Here is a 20,162-nt window from a genome sequence, read left to right on the forward strand (position 1 = left end):
GCACTGCGGGTGGGCGGGGATTGGAGGGCGGCTTCGATCAGGTCGCCTTCGCTGCGACCGCTGACCGAGATATCGCCATTGTTCAACGTCAGGTGGAATTCGCCGTCGCCCAGCGCCAGGCTCAAGGCTGCGCCGAGGGCAATGGTGGCGTGGCCGCAAAACGCGACTTCGGCGTCTGGTGCGAAGTACCGCACACGCCAGCCATCACCCTGTGGGCAGGCGAATACGGTTTCCGAAAACCCGACTTCATGGGCGATACGCTGCATTTCTGCAGCGTCCGGCAAGTTGTCACCGATCCATACGCCTGCCGGATTACCGCCCTGGTTACCGTCACAAAATGCAGAAATCTTAAGCACGTCCAAAGTCATTCGGGTAACCCTTCCTTAACGGTTCAGTGAGCGGCGATGCTATCCAGCTACAGAGGCGCCAGCAACACCTGCGTCACCCGCCGCTCCTCAACCGCAGCCACGGTCAGGCGCCAGCCTTCATGTTCCAGGCTGTCACCCACCACCGGCAGGCGATCCAGCAGGCTCATCACCAGGCCGGCGAGGGTCTGGTAATCCTCCGTCGCCATCGCCTTGAAGCCAGTGCGCTGACGAATCAGGTTAAGGTTCAAGGCACCGTTGACCCGGAAACCGCCCTCCTCCTCGACGATATCCGGCCCTTCGACTTCACTCGCGTCCGGCAACTCACCGGCGATGGACTCCAGGATGTCGGTCATGCTCAACACCCCGATAAAGTCGCCGAATTCGTTGATCACGAAGGCAATGTGGGTCGATTCCTGGCGCATCTGCTCCAGGGCGTTGAGGATCGAAAAACTCTCCAGCAGGTTGATTGCGCGGCGCGCCAGGTGCTCCAGGTTTGGCTCGTTACCGGCCAGGTATTCCTTGAGCAACTCCTTCTTGTGCACGAAACCCAATGGCTCGTCGACAGCACCGTTGCGGATCAATGGCAGCCGCGAGTAAGACGAATGCATCAGTTTCAGGCGGATAGTGTCGGGATCGTCCGACAGATCTATATAGTCGACCTTGGCCCGGGGCGTCATCAGGGTGCGGATCGGCCGTTCGGCCAGTTGCAGCACACCACTGATCATCACCCGCTCACGCCGGTCAAACAGCGGCCCGCCGTTGGCATCGGGGTTGTCCAGCAGGTCGGCCACCTCTTCGCCCACCTCTTCCACCGCCAGGTTGCGACCGCCGAGCAAGCGCATCACCGCGTGGGCCGTGCGCTCACGCATCGGCCGCGTGCCCTGGGCCGACTTCTTGCGGCGCGCCCGGGCGATCTGGTTGAACACCTCGATCAGGATCGAAAAACCAATAGCCGCGTACAGGTAACCTTTAGGAATGTGGAAACCCAAGCCTTCGGCGGTCAGGGCAAAACCGATCATCATCAAGAAGCCCAGGCACAGCATGATCACCGTCGGGTGGGCGTTGACGAAACGGGTCAGCGGCTTGCTGGCAATGATCATCAGGCCGATGGAAATGATCACCGCGATCATCATCACCGCCAGCTCATCCACCATGCCCACGGCGGTAATCACCGCGTCGAGGGAGAACACCGCATCGAGCACCACAATCTGCGCGACGATCGGCCAGAACATCGCATAGGCGACATTGCCAGTGCGCTCGGTGACATGGCCTTCAAGACGCTCATGCAACTCCATGGTGGCCTTGAACAACAGGAACACACCACCAAACAGCATGATCAAGTCACGGCCCGAGAAGCTCTTGTCGAACACCTCGAACAGCGGCTGCGTCAGGGTCACCAACCACGAAATACTTGCCAGCAAGCCCAGGCGCATCAGCAATGCCAGGGACAAACCGATCAAGCGCGCACGGTCACGCTGCTCCGGCGGCAGCTTGTCCGCCAGGATCGCAATAAACACCAGGTTGTCGATGCCCAGCACCAGCTCCAGCACAATCAAAGTCAACAGGCCGAGCCAGGCCGTTGGATCCGCTAACCATTCCATTTTTCAGTATCTCTTCAGTTTTTCAGAATGCCGGGCACGGCAACGCACGGTCGAGGGACCGGGTAAGGGTAGGCAATCGGAAGACGGGGTGCTTGGCCTGGAGGCAGGCGATCAGCGGGAACGGCGGCAGTGAATGTCTTGGGGAAAGACGACTGGGAGGCTCCGAGAGGGTGTTCATGTAGGTCCTGTTGTCGAAAAAGGACTTGAATCGTACAGGCGAAACGACAATTTCCTACAATGCAAAACTATTACAAGATCTGTAACAGGTAGCGTGTCGACGTAATAGGGCGCCGGATGCGGCCCACGTCGCCTAAATAGAAGCACACCCTGCTTCTGTAGGAGCGAGCTTGCTCGCGATGGGCGTAAACGATGACCCGGGAAGCCTGACACCCAACGGCGCCCTCAGGTTTTTCGCGAGCACGCTCGCTCCTACAGTAAATAGTAAGCGGCTTTAATCAGCACAGCGTCCGCTGCAGCGCCTTTTTCCACTCGCTGTAACGCGCATCCATGGCCGGGTCCACAACCGGCTCAAACCGCTCCCGCTGTCGTTCCAGCCCCACCAACGCCGCATCACTGGCCCAAACCCCCAACGCCCGGCCCGCCAAATGCGCAGCCCCCAACGCCGACACCTCCGGCGACAGGCTACGCACCACCGGCCGCTGCAACAGGTCTGCCAAAAACTGCATCAACCAGCGATTGCGCGTGGCGCCGCCGTCCACCCACAGCTCTTTCAACGGGCTGCCAATATCCTGCTGCATGGCCTCGAACACATCCCGAATCTGGTAGCCGATGGACTCCAGCGAAGCCCGCAAAATATGCGCGCCCGACGTGGCTTCAGTCAGGCCACAGATCAACCCACGCGCGTCCGCCTTCCAATGCGGCGCCCCCAGCCCGGACAGCGCTGGCACGAAGTACACGCCACCATTGTCGGGCAGTTGCGCCGCCTGTTCGGTCAGCGCATCCAGCGACTCACCCGCCACCAGCCGCGAAGCCCATTGCACCGCCGCGCCGGTGTGCACGATGTTGCCTTCCATGCCGTAGGTCGGTGCCGAGCCGTCATGCCACGCCAACGTGGTCGACAAACCGTGGGTGGACGCGATCGGCCCGCTCATCGGCGTCATTAATGAAGAGCCGGTGCCCAACGTTGCCTTGACCAAACCAGGCGCAAACCCGCCCTGCCCGTACAACGCAGCATGAGAGTCACCGATCATCGACATCACCGGAACCCCGGCAGGCAAACGCCCGAAACCTTTGGTCTCGGCAAAGAACCCGGCACTCGGTTGGATCGGGGCCAACGCCGCCGCCGGGATGGCGAACAGGCCTAGCAGCTCTGGGTCCCAGGCGCAGGTGTGCAGGTTGAACAGTTGCGTACGTGCCGCGTTGGAATAATCGGTGGCGAATACACCACTGAGTTTCCACAGCAACCAGCTATCGACGGTGCCCAGGCAGATTTCACCGGCAGCCGCCCGCGCATGGCCGTTTTCAAGGTTGTCGAGAATCCAGCGAAACTTACCCGCCGAAAACATCGGGTCCAGGGCCAGCCCGGTCTTGGCGAGGATGGTCGCTTCATGCCCTTGCTCATGCAGTTGCGTGCACAGCGCCGTGGAGCGCCGGCATTGCCAACTGATGCACGGCGACAATGGTTCACCGGTCTGCCGGTCCCAGGCCACCACCGATTCACGCTGGTTACTGATGGCCAAGGCCGTGACAGGCCGATCAACCTGAGCCAGGCATTCGTCAATGGCAGCCAGGGTGTTCACCCAGATCTGCAATGGGTCCTGCTCGGAGAACCCGGCCTGGGGATGGCTGATGCTCAAAGCCCGTGAGCCTCGGGCGATCACTTGGCCCAGCTCGTTGACCAGCACCGCCTTGGCGTTGCTGGTGCCTTCGTCTATCGCCAGGATCAGCGGAGTATTTTCAGTCATGTGATTCACCGCAACCGAGTGGCGGCCGCCACAATCCCAGCCGCGTCGATGTTATGCAAGGCGCGGGTCGGTTCGCGAGCGCCGGCTGCGGCGTATTCGCCATCGCCGATACCCAGGCGGATTAGCTGGATGCCAAGCCCGGCCTCGGCCAGCACTTCGGCCACCAGGCTACCGAGGCCGCCATTGATGTTGTGCTCTTCTACGGTGATCACCCCGCCCGTGACGCTGAGGGCACTGAGCAACACGTCACGCTGCAACGGCCGGATCGACGACAGGTTGATCACTTGCGCCTCAATGCCCTGCCCAGCCAACACGCGGGCGGCGTCCACGGCTTCATGCACCACCGAGCCCAGCGCGACGATGCTGACGTCTGTTCCCTGGCGCAGCACATCGACTTGCCCCGGCAAAAAGCGATATTCCGCGCCGTGCACGTCTGGCAAAGCTTTGCCATCCAGCCGGATATACACGGGGCCCACGTAACGCAGGGCGTAATCGACAATCTGCCGGCATTCAATAGCGTCGGCCGGGGCAAAAATCTGCACGTTGCCAAAACCGCGCATCACTGAGATGTCATCAAGGCTGTGGTGCGTGCTGGCCAGCGGACCGTAGCTGGTGCCGGCATTCAGGCCGAACATCTTCACGTTGGCCTGGTTGTAGCAAACGTCGACCTTGATCTGCTCATTTGCCCGGGAGATCAAAAACGGTGCGGCATTGCACGTCGCCGCAATCTTGCCGCCCAACGCCAGCCCGGCCGCCACACTGACCAGTGACTGTTCGGCAATGCCGACGTTGATCAACCGCTCGGGAAAACGCTTCACAAACGGCCCGATCTTGGCCGTGGAGGTGGAGTCGCTGACCACCGGCACCACGTCGAGCCCGGCATCGACCGCCGCAATAAAGGCTTCCACCATGACGCTCGCCAAATGTTCACTCGCCATGACTCAACTCCTCCAGTGCTGCGTTGATTTCATCACCCTTGGGCACGCGGTGGTGCCATTCGGGGCGGGCTTCGATAAATGACACGCCTTTGCCTTTGATGGTGTGGGCGATCAGTACCTGAGGGGCGCCAGTCTTGGTCTGCATGGTTTCCAGGGCTTCGATCAACTGGCCGACGTCGTTACCGTCGCACTCGCTGACGCTGAAGCCGAAGGCGGCCCATTTCACGTCCAGCGGGTCCAGGGGCATGATCTCGGCGGTCAACCCGGCCAGTTGCAGCTTGTTCTTGTCGACGATCACAAACAGGTTATCCAGGCCGTATTTGGCGGCGGCCATGGCCGCCTCCCAGTTGGAGCCTTCTGCCAGTTCACCATCGCCGGTCAGCACATAAATGCGCTTTTTGCTGCCGGACATTTTCGCCGCCAACGCCAACCCCACTGCTACGGGCAAGCCGTGGCCGAGGGCGCCGGTGTTGAGTTCGATGCCGGGGGTTTTCTGCCGCACCGGGTGGCCCGGCAGGTGGGAGTTGAAGTGCTGGTAGGTGGCCAACCATTCCTCGGGGATATAGCCGGCTTGCGCCAGGCAGCAATACAACCCGCCCACGCCATGGCCCTTACTCTGGATGTAGATATCGCGCTCGGGGTCTTCGGTACGTTCCGGGCCGGTGTTGAGGATGCGGAAGTACAAGGTGGCGAGGATGTCGGTTTCCGAGAGGTCGGCGCCGGTGTGGCCGCCGGCCGGTGAGTCGGCGTTCAAGCGGATCACGTGGCGCCGGATCAGGCGGGCCTGTTCTTTGATCTGGCGGGCATCGTACTGGAAAGCATTCATGCAGCGGCTCCTTTGAGGCTGACCACGCGAGGTGAAAGTGTCCAAGGCTGCCTTTTGAATATTTATTCAGCCATGACAATATATTTCTATTTAGACGCCGATCCAGCAGCAGGTCAAGGGAGCGAACGGTTGAAAATGAAATAAAAGTGTGAAATACCCCTCGGACAGACGGCGAAAAACCCGCACGCGCTCGTCTATCGCGCAGGTTTCAGGCACGCAAAAGTGCGGTTTTAAGAGGATTCAAGAAAATTAAAGCGCTTGACTTTGACACCGTGCCACTAGAATCTGAATTAACAGTCAGGCATGCATAAATATTCAAAGCCCTTGACGAACTCCAAAAAAAATAAATCAGGAGAACAATGTGGACGCCAAAGCCTCTGTCCATCACCCGGCCGACCTCAAGCCGACCCGCCGCCCGCGCTTGGTGAAACTGCTTCCCAGCAATATCGGCGGCCCGCTGATTGGCCTCGTGCTGCTGGTGCTGGTCTTCTCCTTCAGTTCCGAATTCTTTTTCTCCCTGCGCAACGGCCTGAACATTCTGGATCAAGTCACCGTGCTGGGCATTCTCGCCATCGGCATGACCGCCGTGATTGTGATCGGCGGAATCGACTTGTCGGTGGGCTCGGTGCTCGCCTTCTCCATGATGATGCTCGGCTGGCTGTATCAGGACCAGGCGGTGCCGCTGGGCCTGGCGATTCCCATCTCCATCGGCACCGGCATGCTCGCCGGCCTGGTGTCGGGCGGGCTGATTACCTACGCCAAGCTGCCACCGTTTATTGCCACGCTGACCATGATGTCGGTGGCCCGCGGCCTGGCGAATATCCTCACCGAAGGCCGGCAGATTGTCGGCTTCCCCGACTGGTTCACCAGCCTGGCCACGGTGCGCCACTTCGGCTTTCTGTCGGCCACTGTCGGGTTGTTTTTGGTAATGCTGGTGGTGGCCTGGGTGTTCCTGCGCTTTCGCGCCGGCGGTCGCAACCTCTATGCGATTGGCGGCAGCCCGGAAGTGGCGCGGCTGTCAGGCATCAAGGTGCGGGCGATTACCTTGTGGGTGTACGCCATCAGCGGCGCCCTCGCCGGCATCGCCGCCGTGACCCTGGCCGCCCGCCTCGACTCCTCACAACCGAGTGCCGGCCTGAGCCTGGAACTGGACGCCATCGCCGCCGTAGTGATCGGCGGCGCCAGCCTGAGCGGCGGCGTGGGCAGTATCGGCGGCACCCTGGTGGGTGTGCTGATCATTGGCGTACTGCGCAACGGCCTGAACCTGCTGGGCGTATCGCCCTTTATTCAACAAGTGGTGATCGGCGTGGTCATCGCCCTCGCCGTGACCATCGACACCCTGCGACGCCGCTCCAGCACTGCCCGTTAAACCTGTTCGACAGTTGACACCCTCCAACAATAAAACCAGGAGTCACCGACATGTTCAGCACCAAGAAACTGCTACTGGCCACCGCCCTCGCCGCCGCCACTTTAGCCACCGCCGGCACCACCTGGGCCAAGGACCTGACCATCGGCCTCGCCGTGGCCAACCTGCAGGCCGACTTCTTTAACCAGATCAAGCAATCGGTGGAAGCCGAGGGCAAGGCCAAGGGGATCAAAGTGATCACCGTGGACGCCCAGGGCAATTCCTCGACCCAGGTCAGCCAGATTGAAGACCTGATCACCCGCCAGATCGACGTACTCATCTACATCCCGGCCGGCGCCACTGCCGCCGGTGTGCCGGTAAAAGCCGCCAAGGCTGCCGGCATTCCAGTGATCGCCGTAGACCGCAACGCCCCCGACGCACCGGGCGATACCTTTATCGCCAGCGACAGCGTGGCCGGTGCCAAGGCCCTGGCTGAATATGTAGGCAAGATCACCGACGGCAAGGGCCGCATCGCGGTGCTGCAAGGCCAGTTGGGCACCACCCCGGAAATCGACCGCGCCAAGGGTTTCCAGGAAGGCCTTAAAGCTTTTCCCGGCCTGAAGATCGTTGCCGAACAACCGGCTGAATGGGCCCAGGACAAAGGCTTCGCCGTGGCCCAGGACCTGCTCCAGCGTGACCCGAATATCACCGTGTTCTTCGGCCGTGCCGATGCCATGGCGTTGGGCGCAGCCCAGGCCGTCAAGGTCGGCAACCTGGACCATAAGGTGGTCGTGGTGGGCTTCGACGGCGACGTTGCCGGGCTCAAGGCTGTGGAAAGCGGCGTACTCAACGCAACCATGACCCAACAGACCCAGAAAATGGGGCGACTGGCCGTGGCGTCGGCAATTGACCTGAAGGCCGGCAAAGATGTGCCCAAGGAGCAACTGCTGCCTACCGTGCTGACCACCAAAGACAACGTTGCGCCTTTCCTGCAACAGCACCCGTAAGCCCCGGAGGTCGCCATGCAAGCAGCTCTGGATAATCGCCAGGCGCAACCGGAAACGGTGCTGTGCCTGCGCAATATCGGCAAGGCTTATGGCCCGGTGCAGGTGCTGTCGCAGATCAACGTCGACATTCGCCCTGGCGAAGTGTTGGCGTTGCTCGGGGAGAACGGCGCGGGCAAGTCGACGCTGTCGTCGATCATTGCCGGCCTGGTGCAACCCGAGCCAGGCGGCAGCATGACCTGGCTAGGCGAGCCTTACGCACCGGCTTCACCGGGCGCTGCACTGGGCGCCGGTATTGGCCTGATCCACCAGGAAATCCGCCTGCTGCCGCAACTGTCGATTGCCGAAAACATCTTCGTCGGCCGCCTGCCCATGCGTCACGGGCGGGTCGACCGCGAGTACATCGAGGCCCAGGCGCAGAAGCAACTTGAGCGCCTGGGCTTGAAGGTGCCCGCCTCACGCAAGGTTGAAGGTTTGAGCGTTGCGGCCCAGCAGTTGGTGGAGATTGCCAAGGCGCTGACCCTGAATGCACAACTGCTGATCCTCGACGAACCCACCGCCGCACTGGGTGGCGAGGAAACCGAGCTGCTGTTCCAGCAGGTCGAGCGGCTCAAGGCCGAAGGCGTGTCGTTCATTTACATCAGCCATCGCCTGGAAGAAATCGCGCGCATCGCCGACCGGATCCTGGTGCTGCGCGACGGTCGCCAGATCGCCCTGCACGCCAGCGCCCAAGTGCCGGTGCGTGAACTGGTAGAGCAAATGGTCGGGCGCAGCCTGGAGCGGATTTTCCCCGCCCTGCAACCACCGCAAGCGCGGGTGATGTTGCAGGTCAAAGGCCTCTCCTGCCGGGAATTTGCCTTGCACGGCATCGATTTCAGCGTGCGTGCTGGCGAGGTGTTCGGCATCGCCGGCGTGGTGGGCGCAGGCCGTACCGAGCTGGTGCGCACCATTGCCGGCGCAGCCCAGGACATCAAGGGCCATATGCTGCTGGACGGTGAAATCCGTCGCCTGCGCTCCCCTTGCGAAGCGATCCAGGCCGGTGTGGTGCTGGTGCCCGAAGACCGCAAGCAACAAGGCGTGGTGGTCGAGCATCGCATCGAAGACAACATGATGTACGGCAACACCGACCTGCTGGACAAGCGCGGCTGGGTGCTGCCCGGCCGCCTGCGGGAATTCGCCCAGGCTGCCGCGACGCGCCTCGGTGTGAAAGGCGCGCCGCAGCAACGCATCTCCAGCTTGTCCGGCGGCAATCAACAAAAAGTGATCATTGCCAAATGGCTGGCCCGCAACCCCAAAGTGTTCATTCTGGATGAGCCGACCCGAGGCATCGACGTTGGCGCCCGTGCGGCGATTTATGAAGTGATTGCAGATCTCGCGGCCAATGGCATGGCGGTGATTGTGGTCAGTTCCGACCTGGATGAAGTGCTGGGCCTGTCACACCGGGTGATGGTGATGAGCCGTGGACGGCAGATGGGGATTCTGGAGCGAGGTGCGGCCACCCCGGTTTCAGTGATGGAAATGGCTACGGCTTAACTAATTCGACGTGGAGCAACCCATGCAACTTTTCAGTCTCAAAAACCAGGTCGCCTTCGTCACCGGCGCCGGCAGCGGCATCGGCCAGGCCATTGCGGTCGGCCTGGCCGAAGCCGGGGCCGATGTGGCCTGCTTCGACCTGCCCGGCAGCCCGGGTATCCGCAGCACCGTAGAACGCATCGAGACCCTGGGCCGCCGTGGCTTGGCGTTGGCCGGCACGGTCACCGACCGCAACGCCCTTGACGCTGCCATTGCCCGCACCGAAAAAGTCCTGGGCGACCTCAGCGTGGCCGTCAACTGTGCCGGTATCGCCAATGCCCAGGCCGCCGAAGACCTCGAACTGCAACGCTGGCAATCCACCCTCGACATCAACCTCACCGGGGTCTTCCTCAGCTGCCAGGCACAGGCCGCCGTGATGCTGCCTCGGGGCAAAGGTGCCATCGTCAACATCGCCTCGATGTCCGGCAGCATCGTCAACCGTGGCCTGCTGCAAGCCCACTACAACACCTCCAAGGCCGGGGTGATTCACCTGAGCAAGAGCCTGGCAATGGAATGGGCCGACAAGGGCCTGCGCGTCAATTGCATCAGCCCTGGCTACACCGCCACGCCGATGAACTCGCGCCCGGAAGTGGCCGACCAGGTGAAGATTTTCGAGCAGACCACGCCCATGGGCCGCATGGCCAGCGTTGAAGAAATGGTTGGCCCGGCGATTTTCCTGGTCAGCCAGGCGTCGTCTTTCTGCACGGGCATCGACCTGTTGGTCGATGGCGGTTTTGTGTGCTGGTAACTCACTGGAGCGCTTTAAATGTCTCAACGATTCAGCGGTAAAACCATCGTGATCACCGGCGCCTGCCGTGGCATCGGCGCCGGCATTGCCGAGCGCTTCGCCCAGGAAGGCGCCAACCTGGTAATGGCCTCCAATGACCTGGAGCGCGTGACCTTCACCGCCGGGCAGCTTGCCAAGGAGTACTCGGTCAACACCTTGGCCCTGGCTATCGACGTGACCTGCGAAAGCGATATCGAGAGGCTCTACAGCGAGGCCCATGCACGTTTTGGCAGCATCGACGTGTCGGTACAGAACGCCGGCATCATCACCATCGACCATTTCGACAAGATGCCCCGCGCCGACTTCGACAAGGTGCTGCAGGTGAACACCACCGGCGTGTGGCTCGGTTGCCGGGAAGCGGCCAAGTACATGGTCAAGCAAGGCAGCGGCCGGTTGATCAACACCTCCTCCGGCCAGGGCCGCCAGGGTTTCATCTACACCCCGCACTACGCCGCCAGCAAAATGGGCGTGATCGGCATCACCCAAAGCCTGGCGCTGGAACTGGCGCGGCACAACATCACGGTCAACGCGTTCTGCCCCGGCATCATTGAAAGCGAAATGTGGGACTACAACGACCGGGTGTGGGGCGAAATCCTCAGCACCGACGAAAAACGCTACGGCAAGGGCGAGCTGATGGCCGAATGGGTCAAGAACATCCCCCTGCGCCGCGCCGGCAAGCCTTCGGATGTAGCAGGCCTGGTGGCGTTCCTGGCCTCGGACGACGCGGCTTACCTGACAGGGCAAGCGATCAATATCGACGGTGGCCTGATCATGTCGTAACGAGCGGCGCCGGTTTGGTATCCTCACCGGCTATTGATGTCATTGACTGAGACCGTCATGAGCCAGATCGAAGAACAACGGCTGATCACCAAGATCGCCAGCCTCTATTACGAAGAAGGTCTCAAGCAGTCCGAGATTTCCGAACAGCTGGATTTGTCCCAATCGTTTATCAGCCGCGCCCTGCGCCGGGCGCTGCAGGAAGGCGTGGTGAAGATCACCGTCATGCGCCTGCAGGGCCTGCACCTGGAGCTGGAAACCCAGTTGCAGCGCCGCTATGGCGTGCGCCGGGTGATCGTGGTCGAGGCCACCGAACCGGGCGTTGATGAGAGCATCAAGCAAGCCATCGGCTCGGCCGCCGCGCACTACCTGGAAACCAGCCTGTCGCCCCAGGACCACATCGGCATTTCGTCGTGGAGCAGCACCATTCGCGCCATGGTCGGGCACCTGCACGCCCAGCCCGGTAAACAGGGCGCCCAGGAAGTCGTGCAACTGCTCGGCGGCGTCGGCAACAAAGGTGCGTTTGAAGCGACCCTGCTGACCCAGCGCCTGGCCACCCTGCTCAACTGCCCGGCGTTCCTGCTGCCGTCCCAAAGCATTGAGCAATCGGTGGAGAGCAAGCAGCGCATCATCGAGATGGAAGAGGTCAAGGAGGTGCTCAACCGCTTTGACAGCATCACCCTGGCGATCGTCGGGATTGGCGACCTGGAACCCTCGCAACTGCTGCGCAACAGCGGCAACTACTACACCGAAGACATGCTGCGCCTGCTGGCCGAGCGCGGCGCGGTGGGCGACATCTGCCTGCGCTACTTCGACGCCGAAGGGCGCCCGGTACTGGAAGAAGACGAGGAATTCGTGGTGTCTGTGGCCCTGCCAAAACTGCGCTCGATCCAACGGGTGCTGGGCCTGGCGGGCGGCCCGAGCAAGGTGCAGGCGATTCGCGGCGCGCTCAAGGGCGGCTATCTGGACATTTTGATCACAGATCTGGACACCGCCCAGGCGTTAAATACACCTGGGTAACCTGATAGCCAGCAGTGCCTTCAGGTTTTTCGCGAGCAAGCTCGCTCCTACAGAGGGGCGCGCGTCACACCCTGCCCAAACCGATAAATCGCCAGGCAATACCCGATCAACGCCACCGCCGCCAGCAACCCGCCCGCCGCACCGATCCAGGCAAAACCGAAGTGGCTGCCCACCCAACTGCCCATCAACGCCCCGCCGCCAATGCCGATGTTGTAGATCCCGGAAAACATCGCCATGGCCACATCCGTGGCATCCGGCGCCAGCACCAGCACCTTCGATTGCAGCGCCAGGCCAAAGCCCATGATGGCCATGCCCCAGAACACGCTCAGGGTCACCAGGTACGACACCTCGCCACTCAACGGCAACAACAACGCCAGGCACAGCGCCAGGATAGTCACGGCGGTGATCAGAAAACGATGCGGGTTAAAGCGGTGCACCAGGCTGAACAGCAGCGAACCAATGATGCCCGCGCCGCCGAACACCAACAGGATCAGGGTCACTGTGTTGCCACTCATGCCCGCGACGCCTTCAATGAAGGGTTCGACGTAGCTGTAGGCGGTGAACTGCGCCGTCACCACCATCGCCGTCAGCACATACAACGCCACCAGCGCCGGACGCTTGAACAGCAGCGGCAAACTGCGCAACGAACCGGAGTTCTGGCTCGGCAGCAGCGGCAAGGTGCGCGCCAGCCAGAACACCAGCCCGGCGGCAAACGCGCCGATCACCAAAAAGGTGGTGCGCCAGCCCATGGCTTCGCCCAGCAGGCGGCCCAGCGGAATGCCCAGCACCATTGCCAGCGAAGTACCGGTAGCCAGCAAGCCGAGGGCCTGCACCTGCTTGCCCTCCGGCGCCAGACGCACGGCGAGCGAGGCGGTAATCGACCAGAACAACGCATGGGACAGCGCAATACCCACCCGGCTGAGCATCAGAATGCCAAAGCTGGTGGCCACGCTGGACAGGATATGGCTGGCGATAAACATGCCGAACAGCACGATCAACAGCTTGCGCCGCTCGACGTTGCGGGTCAGCAGCATCACCGGCAGCGAGGTCAGGGACACGATCCACGCATAGATGGTCAGCATCAGGCCGACGCTGGCGATGGGCATGTCGAAGCTCGCGCCGATGGCGCTCAGCAGGCCGACTGGCACAAATTCGGTGGTATTGAACACAAAAGCGGCCAACGCGAGGGCGAAGACCGGTTGCCAGTTGGCTTGAGGTGTTGCGGCGCAAATGCTCATTTACAGGTCGTCGTACTCTTTCGCGCGCGGGTCTTGCCGGCCCGATGCCAGCGTTTGAGCCGCGTCCGAAAAATAGTAACACGCCCGTTTACGGATCGACTTGCCCCATCAGCTCGGGAATCGATTCCGGACGCTTGGCATAACGCTGGGCCAACGCCGCACACACCATCAACTGGATTTGGTGAAACAGCATCAGCGGCAAAATCAACACGCCCATGCTCGCCCCGGCGAACAGCACCTGGGCCATTGGCACACCGGTGGCCAGGCTTTTCTTGGAGCCGCAGAACAGAATGGTGATCCGGTCTTCCTGGCTGAAACCAAAGGCCTTGCCCAGCACCGTGGATGCCACCAGCACCAGCGCCAGCAACACACAGCACGCTACCACCAGGCCGCCCAGTTCCCACAACGGGATCTGATGCCAGATGCCTTCGTTGACCGCTTCGCTGAACGCACCGTAGACCACCAGCAGGATCGAGCCCTGGTCGACGAACTTCAGCCAGGATTTGTTGCGCCCCACCCACTCACCGATCCAGCGGCGGGCGATTTGCCCGGCGACGAACGGCAGCAACAGTTGCACGCTGATTTTCAGGATCGCGTCGACCGTCGAGCCGCCGTCGCCATGGACGTTAAGCAGCAAGGTCACCAGCAACGGCGTGAGGAAGATCCCGAACAGGCTCGACGCCGCCGCGCTGCAAATCGCCGCCGGGATGTTGCCGCGGGCCAGCGAGGTAAAGGCAATCGCCGACTGCACGGTGGCGGGCAACGCACACAAATAGAGCATGCCCATGTACAGGTCTTTGCCGATCAGCGGCGACAGCACCGGCTTGAGCGCCAGGCCCAGCAGCGGGAACAGCACGAAGGTCAGGCTGAACACCAGCAGGTGCAAGCGCCAATGGCCCGCGCCGGCGACGATGGCCTGGCGCGACAGCTTGGCGCCATGCAGGAAAAACAGCAGCGCGATGGCCAGGTTAGTCACCCAGCCAAAGGCCACGGCGGTCTGGCCGCTGGCGGGCAGCAGGGACGCCAGGAGCACCGTGGCCACCAGGGTCAGGGTGAAGTTGTCAGGTAAAAAGCGTGGGCGGGTCATAAGCCAATCTTCCGGGGGTTGCCAAGAGCATCACCGCGACTCTAACGTAACGGCTTGTTACCGACTAACGCCAATGAGCCAGTAAATGCCGCCTAAAGGACATGACAAAACCGTGCGCCGCAGCGTGCCCGGGCTTTCCAGCCTGCCGAGGCCGGTGTATGGCCGCACCGAATCCCTGCCCAACCGCGCGCTGACGCGGCGCCACAGTCACCCGTGGGTGCAGTTGTCTTACGCGATTTCCGGGGTATTGGAGATCCAGACCAGTGCCGGACGCTTCGTCGCGCCGCCCCAGCGGGCCGTGTGGATCCCGGCCGGCATGCCGCACCGGGTGTTCAGTTCGCCCCATACCGAAATGCGCAGCTTGTACCTCGATTGCAGCGTCACTGGCTGGGCGGCCGAGCGCTGCCAAGTGCTGGCGGTGAGCAGCCTGTTGCGGGAGTTGATCCGCAGCTTCAGCGAGTTACCGGTGGAATATGCCGAGGACGGCCCGGACGGTCGGCTGGCCCAAGTAGTGCTGGACCAGTTGGCCGCCGCGCCCCAGGTCGACCTGATGTTGCCGCTGCCCGCCGACAGCCGGCTGCGGCAGATTTACCGCAGCCTGAACCTGCACCCGGAGCAGCAAACCACCCTGGGGCAATGGAGCCAGAAACTGGCGGTGAGCGAAAAAACCCTCAGCCGGCTGTTCCTGAGCGACACCGGCCTGACATTTCGGGCGTGGCGCCAGCGCTTGCGGCTACTGAGCGCCCTCCCCGCGCTGGAGCAAGGTGAACGAGTGACCGACGTGGCATTGGCCTGTGGTTACGAGTCCACTTCGGCGTTCATCAACGCCTTCCGCCAACAGTTCGACGCCACACCGGGCGAGTTTTTCCGCTGACGAACAGGCAAACTATCTTCGCCAGGCCCTCAGGGTCTTCCGCCGGTATCAGGTGCCCGCATGGCAAGGTGAACAGCCGGCCGTCAGCCAGCCGCTCATACAACGAAATGCTGACCCGGGCAGGAATCAACTGATCGGCCACGCCAATAACGACCGCCGTCGGGCAGCGTAGACGCGACACCCGGGACCCGACATCCAGTGACAAATTCAATGCAAGTTGGGCGGCCACACTGGCCCAGTCTACCCGCCGGTAAAATGCCTCAGTGAGCGCCGCAAGCTGTGCCGCCCCCATGGCATTGAAAGTAGCGGTGCAAAAACCCTGCGCCACGATCTGCGTGGCCAGAGCCCTGGGATTGTCATTGAGCAGTCGGCGCCAATGCTCGAAGTTACTGCATACCTGGGGGTCACGTGAGTGATCAAACGGTGCCACCAGGGTCAGCGAGAGAACGTTGCCGGGTGTGGCGCTGGCCACCTCAATCGCCAGCGCGGCGCCCAGCGAATAACCGATCAGATGGACGCGCCCCTCGGCGCAATCCCTGATCTGCGCCGCGATCAACCTGGCAAGCCCTTCCAGGGATTGCGCGTGGGCATCGGCGTGCGCGAGGCGTGAGAAATCAAACGCCAGGATCCGGTGTTGCCCCTGCAGGCAGTTGGCAAACGCTCCCCAGGTGGAGGCTGGGCTCCCGGCAGTGCCATGGATCAGTATCAGGCAAGGCCCAACACCCGCATTCAGCTCAATCAAGTTCAGCATCTGCACACCTTTCCCTACTCAGGACCCGGCTAGATGTTAAAGCGTGCGCGGCCTGCTTCAGGTCAATTTTTCTAAACCCTGATCTCAGATTTTGTGCGTTGAACGCATCCCCCTGCGCGCCCTAAAAAGGACAAAAGGAGGAACGCCATGCAGACGCTTGATTCAACATTCAACTCACAGCAGCTCAGTGCCGACTGGAGCTATCCCACTCCCATCTGGTTTGGTGTCGAACGGGTTACCGAACTGGTCAATGGCTGCGAGCTATTGGGCAAACAGCGCCCCCTGGTGGTCATCGACGCAATGCTGGTGGAGCACCCACTGATTGTAATGGCCCTGGAACAATGCACTCAGGCCGGCATCGACCTGCAGATCTTTTCAGCCTTTCGCTCTGACCCGGATACCGAGATGCTCGAGCGAGGTGTCGGTGCCTTTAACGAATATACTCGGGACATGGTGATCGGAATCGGTGGCGGAAGCGCCCTGGACCTGGCCAAGGCCATCGCCTTCATGGCGGTGCAAACCCAGCCGATCTGGACCTTCGAAAGCCTGCCCAACCTGTGGAAAGCGGCCAACGACAAGCTGCCGCCCATTATCAGTGTGCCAACCACCGCCGGGACCGGTGCCGAAGTCGGCCGGGCGGCAGTCCTGCTGGACCTTGTAGAAAATCGAAAACGGCTGATCTTTCATCCAAAAATGCTCTCCAGCCTGGTCATCGTCGACCCGGCACTGACCCTGACCGTGCCGGCAGCCGTCTCTGCCGCCGTGGGGATTGACGCCTTCTCCCATGCCTTCGAAGCGTATTGCGCCAACGCCTTCCACCCCATGGGTGACGGCATAGCCCTCCAGGCCATGAGTTTGATCAAGCACTGGCTGCCCATCGTGGTTCAGGACACAACCAACCTGCAGGCCCGCTGTTACCTGAGCGCGGCTGCCTTGATGGGCGCGGTGGCGTTTCACAAGGGGCTGGGTGCCGTGCATGCCATCAGCCATTCCATTGGTGGGGTGTATGGCACCCATCATGGTTTGACCAACGGCGTGCTGCTGCCCTACGTGGTCGCTTATAACCGCCCGGTCATTGAGGCCAAGCTGGTGCGGCTCAGCGAGAACCTGAATCTGGCACAGCCTGGCTACGAGTCCTTTGTCGCCTGGCTCAAAGACTTTCTCGCCAGCCTGGGGATTCCCGAGCGCTTGAGCGAACTCATCCACGCCCCCTTCGACGCCGAGTACATCGCACAACTGGCCGCCACGGACCCTACCGCCCGGACCAATCCGCAAGCCCTTTCGACACAGCAGTACAAAACCATTATCGACAACGCGTGGTTCGGATACTGAGCCCGCCCTGGAGGTTATATGTATAAGGACATTGGTCTGTTTATCAACGGTGAATGGATTTACCCCGACAGCGATATACCGTGCATCGACATCATCAACCCCAGCACTCACGAACGGCTCGCACGCTTGGCCTGCGCCGAGGTCAGCCACCTCGATGACGCGTTGCAGGCGGCGCGACTGGCATTTGCGCAATGGCGCTTTTCCAGCGCCGAAGCGCGCAGCAACGTGCTTTACAACGTCTATCGGATCATCCTGAGCGAGGCCGAATCCATCGCTGCCCTGATGACGCTGGATCAAGGCAAACCACTGGCTGAAGCCCTGGCCGAGGTGCGTTTTTGCGCGGAGCATGCCAAATGGCACGCCGAAGAGTGCAAGCGCCTGTATGGCAGGCTGGTACCCGCTCGAAACCCCAAGGTTCGCCAATCGGTGGTTAGACGCCCGGTGGGCGTGTGTTGCGCATTTACCCCCTGGAACTTTCCGTTCAACCAGGCTATTCGCAAAATGTGCGCCGCCGTGGGAGCGGGTTGCACGCTGATCCTCAAGGGGCCCGAAGAGGCACCTTCAGCCGTCGCGGCGCTGGCTGATATCTTTCACCGGGCCGGCCTGCCTGACGGTTGCCTGAACCTGGTGTGGGGCAATCCCGAGCAGATTTCCAGTTACCTGATCGACTCGCCCGTAGTTGCCAAGGTCTCGTTCACCGGTTCTATCGCGGTAGGCAAAAAACTCGCGGCCCTGGCCGGCGCGAAGATGAAGCGGGTCAGCATGGAACTGGGCGGGCACGCCGCCGTGATCGTCTGCGCCAGCAGCAACATCGACAAGGTCTGCACCTTGCTGGTGGATGCCAAGTTTCGTAACGCCGGGCAGATTTGCATTTCCCCCTCACGGTTTTTTATCCATGAGTCAATCATCGATGAGTTCGTCACGTGCCTGCTTGAGAAGACTCGCAAGGTTCGAGTCGGCGATGGCATGGACCCGCAGACGAAGATGGGGCCGATGTGCAACGAGCGCCAGATCAAGCGCCTGCAAGCCATTATCGATGACAGCCTGGCAGCCGGCGCCAACTTGCTGGTGGGCGGCAGCCGGGTTGACGGGCCAGGGAATTTTTTCCAGCCCACGGTCCTCGCCAATGTGCCCCTGAACGCCCGGATGATGCAGGAAGAACCTTTTGGCCCCGTCATCCCGGTCAACCCCTTCAGTGACCTGGCCACGGTAATCGCCGTGGCCAATTCGCTCCCTTATGGCCTTGCCGCCTATGGGTTCAGTGAGGATCGCAATGAATGCGCCACGCTGGCCGAGGGCCTGGAAGCAGGCATGATTTCGCTGAATCACTACGGCCTGGGCATGCCGGAGACGCCCTTTGGCGGCATCAAGGAAAGTGGCTACGGCAGCGAGGGAGGTGCCGAAACCTACGATAACTACCTGTCGACCGTCTTTATCAGCGAGCTGACCCAGTCCTGAGAGGACAGCTCCCCGTTGAAATCGAGGAACCACCATGGACATCATTCTTAGGACCTTTCAAGCAGGCGATTTCGATACCGTCATCTCCTGGATCGATGGGCCGCAGACTCTATCTCTCTGGGCAGGAGCGACCTTTTCCTACCCATTGGACAGGGGCCAGCTTCAGCGTTATCTGGACAAGGCCACCGAGCGCTACCCCTGGCGCCGGCTGTATGCGGTGGTCGACCAGGATGACGAGAAGCTGATCGGGCACTTCGAGTTTTCGGATATCTGGCCCCATCTGTCCCTGCGTTTCGCACGAATCCTGATTGGCGACCCCGCGTCTCGTGGCAAAGGCTACGGCCAGGCTATCCTGGCCGAGGCCTTGAAGCTGGCCTATGCCGAGTTCAACGTGGCGAGAGTCGACCTGGGCGTCAAAAAAGAGAACCTGCTGGCGATCAATTGCTACCGCAAGGCCGGCTTCAAGGACATCGGGCTGTGGCCCGAGGCAATCGAAACGCCGATTGGCTGGATCGATGTTCACTGGATGACCCATACCCGCAAGGAGCAGCAGCCATGAGCCCGATCACCCTTTACGGGCACCCGGAGTCAGGACACAGCTACAAGGTCAAATTGATGCTGGATGTGGCCAAGGTCGAATACACCTACCATCAGGTGGATATTCTCGTTGACCGCCAGGCCCGACCCGAACCTTTCAGGTCGATAAGCCTGGCGCGGTTTGGTGAAGTGCCGCTGGTGACCATCGGCCAGACGCACTACGTGCAATCCAATGCCATTCTTATCGAACTCGCCGACACCCTCGGGTTGTTTGGTGGCAGCGGGCGCAGGGGCACGGTCTCCTGCAAGGAATGGCTGATGTGGGAAGCCAACAAGATCGGGCTATCGCTGCCCCACTTGCGCCTGGCTCGCAACTACTTCCCTGACGACTACCCGCAAGGCGCCGTGCAGTGGCTGGCCAGCCGTTTTCAGGAAGACGTCGGCAGGCTCGACAAGGCGTTGCAGGATGGTCGTCGCTACATCCTGGGGGACGCGTTGTCGATCGCCGATTTTTCTCTGGCGGGTTACCTGTTCTGGAGTAACCAGGCCCAGGTGCAACTGCCCGAGACGGTCGTTGCCTGGTTGGGGCGCATCGCCCGCCTGGAAGGATGGCAGAGCCCCTATGCGTGCCTGTCAGAACAACCGGATTATGAAACCTTTGGCCTGATCAAGGAAGAGTTCGACCCTCGCGCTCACCCCATCAACGCCTGACTCCCTTCAAT

19 protein-coding genes and 1 pseudogene are annotated in these 20,162 nt (G+C 61.5%); 12 read left to right on the plus strand and 8 right to left on the minus strand.

What is annotated here, in order from left to right:
- Together CEC48_RS22685 and CEC48_RS22690 are read right to left on the minus strand one after the other, a co-directional pair.
- Positions 1-368: PhzF family phenazine biosynthesis protein (locus CEC48_RS22685; protein WP_141099708.1), on the minus strand; the 368-nt coding region annotated here is incomplete at its 3' end.
- 47 nt (positions 369-415) lie between these two features.
- On the minus strand, positions 416-1,969 hold the full coding sequence (locus CEC48_RS22690) for a TerC family protein (RefSeq protein ID WP_088425785.1): 1,554 nt from the start codon (positions 1,967-1,969) through the stop codon (positions 416-418).
- Between the two features lie 356 nt (positions 1,970-2,325).
- Here CEC48_RS22690 and CEC48_RS31940 point away from each other — a divergent pair.
- Positions 2,326-2,406, plus strand: a pseudogene (locus CEC48_RS31940) (outer membrane lipoprotein carrier protein LolA); the annotation flags it as partial.
- An 18-nt stretch (positions 2,407-2,424) separates the two neighbouring features.
- On the opposite strand, the gene CEC48_RS22695 reads toward CEC48_RS31940, so the two are convergent.
- The 3 genes from CEC48_RS22695 to CEC48_RS22705 are packed head-to-tail and all read right to left on the minus strand — an operon-like array spanning position 2,425 to position 5,658.
- Positions 2,425-3,894 carry an FGGY family carbohydrate kinase gene (locus tag CEC48_RS22695; RefSeq protein WP_088425786.1) on the minus strand — a complete coding sequence of 490 codons (1,470 nt, stop codon included), beginning with the start codon at positions 3,892-3,894 and terminating at the stop codon, positions 2,425-2,427.
- 5 nt (positions 3,895-3,899) lie between these two features.
- The gene (locus tag CEC48_RS22700) at positions 3,900-4,832 is read right to left on the minus strand and encodes a transketolase family protein (RefSeq protein WP_088425787.1); all 933 of its coding nucleotides are present in this window, start codon (positions 4,830-4,832) and stop codon (positions 3,900-3,902) included.
- Positions 4,822-5,658, minus strand: coding sequence for a transketolase (locus CEC48_RS22705; RefSeq protein ID WP_088425788.1), 837 nt, complete (start codon positions 5,656-5,658; stop codon positions 4,822-4,824). Before CEC48_RS22705 ends, CEC48_RS22700 begins: the two co-directional genes overlap by 11 nt.
- A 361-nt stretch (positions 5,659-6,019) precedes the next feature.
- On the opposite strand from CEC48_RS22705, the gene CEC48_RS22710 reads away from it, so the two are divergent.
- From CEC48_RS22710 to CEC48_RS22735, 6 genes are read left to right on the plus strand one after another with little or no spacing between them, the layout of a single operon-like run.
- The gene (locus CEC48_RS22710) at positions 6,020-7,027 is read left to right on the plus strand and encodes an ABC transporter permease (protein WP_076016330.1); all 1,008 of its coding nucleotides are present in this window, start codon (positions 6,020-6,022) and stop codon (positions 7,025-7,027) included.
- Between the two features lie 50 nt (positions 7,028-7,077).
- The gene (locus CEC48_RS22715; RefSeq protein WP_088425789.1) at positions 7,078-8,010 is read left to right on the plus strand and encodes a sugar ABC transporter substrate-binding protein; all 933 of its coding nucleotides are present in this window, start codon (positions 7,078-7,080) and stop codon (positions 8,008-8,010) included.
- 15 nt (positions 8,011-8,025) lie between these two features.
- Positions 8,026-9,540 carry a sugar ABC transporter ATP-binding protein gene (locus CEC48_RS22720; protein WP_088425790.1) on the plus strand — a complete coding sequence of 505 codons (1,515 nt, stop codon included), beginning with the start codon at positions 8,026-8,028 and terminating at the stop codon, positions 9,538-9,540.
- Positions 9,541-9,562: 22 nt separating this feature from the next.
- The gene (locus tag CEC48_RS22725; RefSeq protein WP_088425791.1) at positions 9,563-10,327 is read left to right on the plus strand and encodes an SDR family oxidoreductase; all 765 of its coding nucleotides are present in this window, start codon (positions 9,563-9,565) and stop codon (positions 10,325-10,327) included.
- A gap of 18 nt (positions 10,328-10,345) precedes the next feature.
- On the plus strand, positions 10,346-11,146 hold the full coding sequence (locus tag CEC48_RS22730; protein ID WP_088425792.1) for an SDR family oxidoreductase: 801 nt from the start codon (positions 10,346-10,348) through the stop codon (positions 11,144-11,146).
- 57 nt (positions 11,147-11,203) lie between these two features.
- Positions 11,204-12,163, plus strand: a complete 960-nt coding sequence (locus CEC48_RS22735) for a sugar-binding transcriptional regulator (RefSeq protein WP_088425793.1) — start codon at positions 11,204-11,206, stop codon at positions 12,161-12,163.
- A 47-nt stretch (positions 12,164-12,210) separates the two neighbouring features.
- Here the strand turns inward: CEC48_RS22735 and CEC48_RS22740 are convergent, their stop codons facing one another.
- Together CEC48_RS22740 and CEC48_RS22745 are read right to left on the minus strand one after the other, a co-directional pair.
- Entirely contained in the window at positions 12,211-13,401 is a 1,191-nt protein-coding gene (locus CEC48_RS22740) for a sugar transporter (RefSeq protein ID WP_088425794.1), read from the minus strand.
- 88 nt (positions 13,402-13,489) lie between these two features.
- A complete protein-coding gene (locus tag CEC48_RS22745) occupies positions 13,490-14,488 on the minus strand; it encodes a bile acid:sodium symporter family protein (RefSeq protein ID WP_088425795.1) in 999 nt (332 codons plus the stop codon).
- Positions 14,489-14,573: 85 nt separating this feature from the next.
- On the opposite strand from CEC48_RS22745, the gene CEC48_RS22750 reads away from it, so the two are divergent.
- Positions 14,574-15,362 carry a helix-turn-helix domain-containing protein gene (locus tag CEC48_RS22750; protein WP_088425796.1) on the plus strand — a complete coding sequence of 263 codons (789 nt, stop codon included), beginning with the start codon at positions 14,574-14,576 and terminating at the stop codon, positions 15,360-15,362.
- Here CEC48_RS22750 and CEC48_RS22755 read toward each other — a convergent pair.
- Positions 15,310-16,113, minus strand: coding sequence for an alpha/beta fold hydrolase (locus CEC48_RS22755; RefSeq protein ID WP_088425797.1), 804 nt, complete (start codon positions 16,111-16,113; stop codon positions 15,310-15,312). The genes CEC48_RS22750 and CEC48_RS22755 overlap by 53 nt on opposite strands.
- A gap of 147 nt (positions 16,114-16,260) precedes the next feature.
- Between CEC48_RS22755 and CEC48_RS22760 the strand changes: the two genes are divergently transcribed.
- From CEC48_RS22760 to CEC48_RS22775, 4 genes are read left to right on the plus strand one after another with little or no spacing between them, the layout of a single operon-like run.
- On the plus strand, positions 16,261-17,445 hold the full coding sequence (locus CEC48_RS22760; protein WP_088425798.1) for an iron-containing alcohol dehydrogenase: 1,185 nt from the start codon (positions 16,261-16,263) through the stop codon (positions 17,443-17,445).
- 18 nt (positions 17,446-17,463) lie between these two features.
- Entirely contained in the window at positions 17,464-18,903 is a 1,440-nt protein-coding gene (locus tag CEC48_RS22765; protein WP_088425799.1) for an NAD-dependent succinate-semialdehyde dehydrogenase, read from the plus strand.
- A 34-nt stretch (positions 18,904-18,937) separates the two neighbouring features.
- Positions 18,938-19,462 carry a GNAT family N-acetyltransferase gene (locus CEC48_RS22770; RefSeq protein WP_088425800.1) on the plus strand — a complete coding sequence of 175 codons (525 nt, stop codon included), beginning with the start codon at positions 18,938-18,940 and terminating at the stop codon, positions 19,460-19,462.
- Positions 19,459-20,151: a glutathione S-transferase family protein gene (locus tag CEC48_RS22775; protein WP_088425801.1), complete on the plus strand. Its 693-nt coding sequence runs from the start codon at positions 19,459-19,461 to the stop codon at positions 20,149-20,151. Before CEC48_RS22770 ends, CEC48_RS22775 begins: the two co-directional genes overlap by 4 nt.
- Positions 20,152-20,162 lie beyond the last annotated feature (11 nt).

It is taken from the genome of Pseudomonas sp. K2I15, assembly GCF_002204795.1.
Classification (GTDB): domain Bacteria; phylum Pseudomonadota; class Gammaproteobacteria; order Pseudomonadales; family Pseudomonadaceae; genus Aquipseudomonas.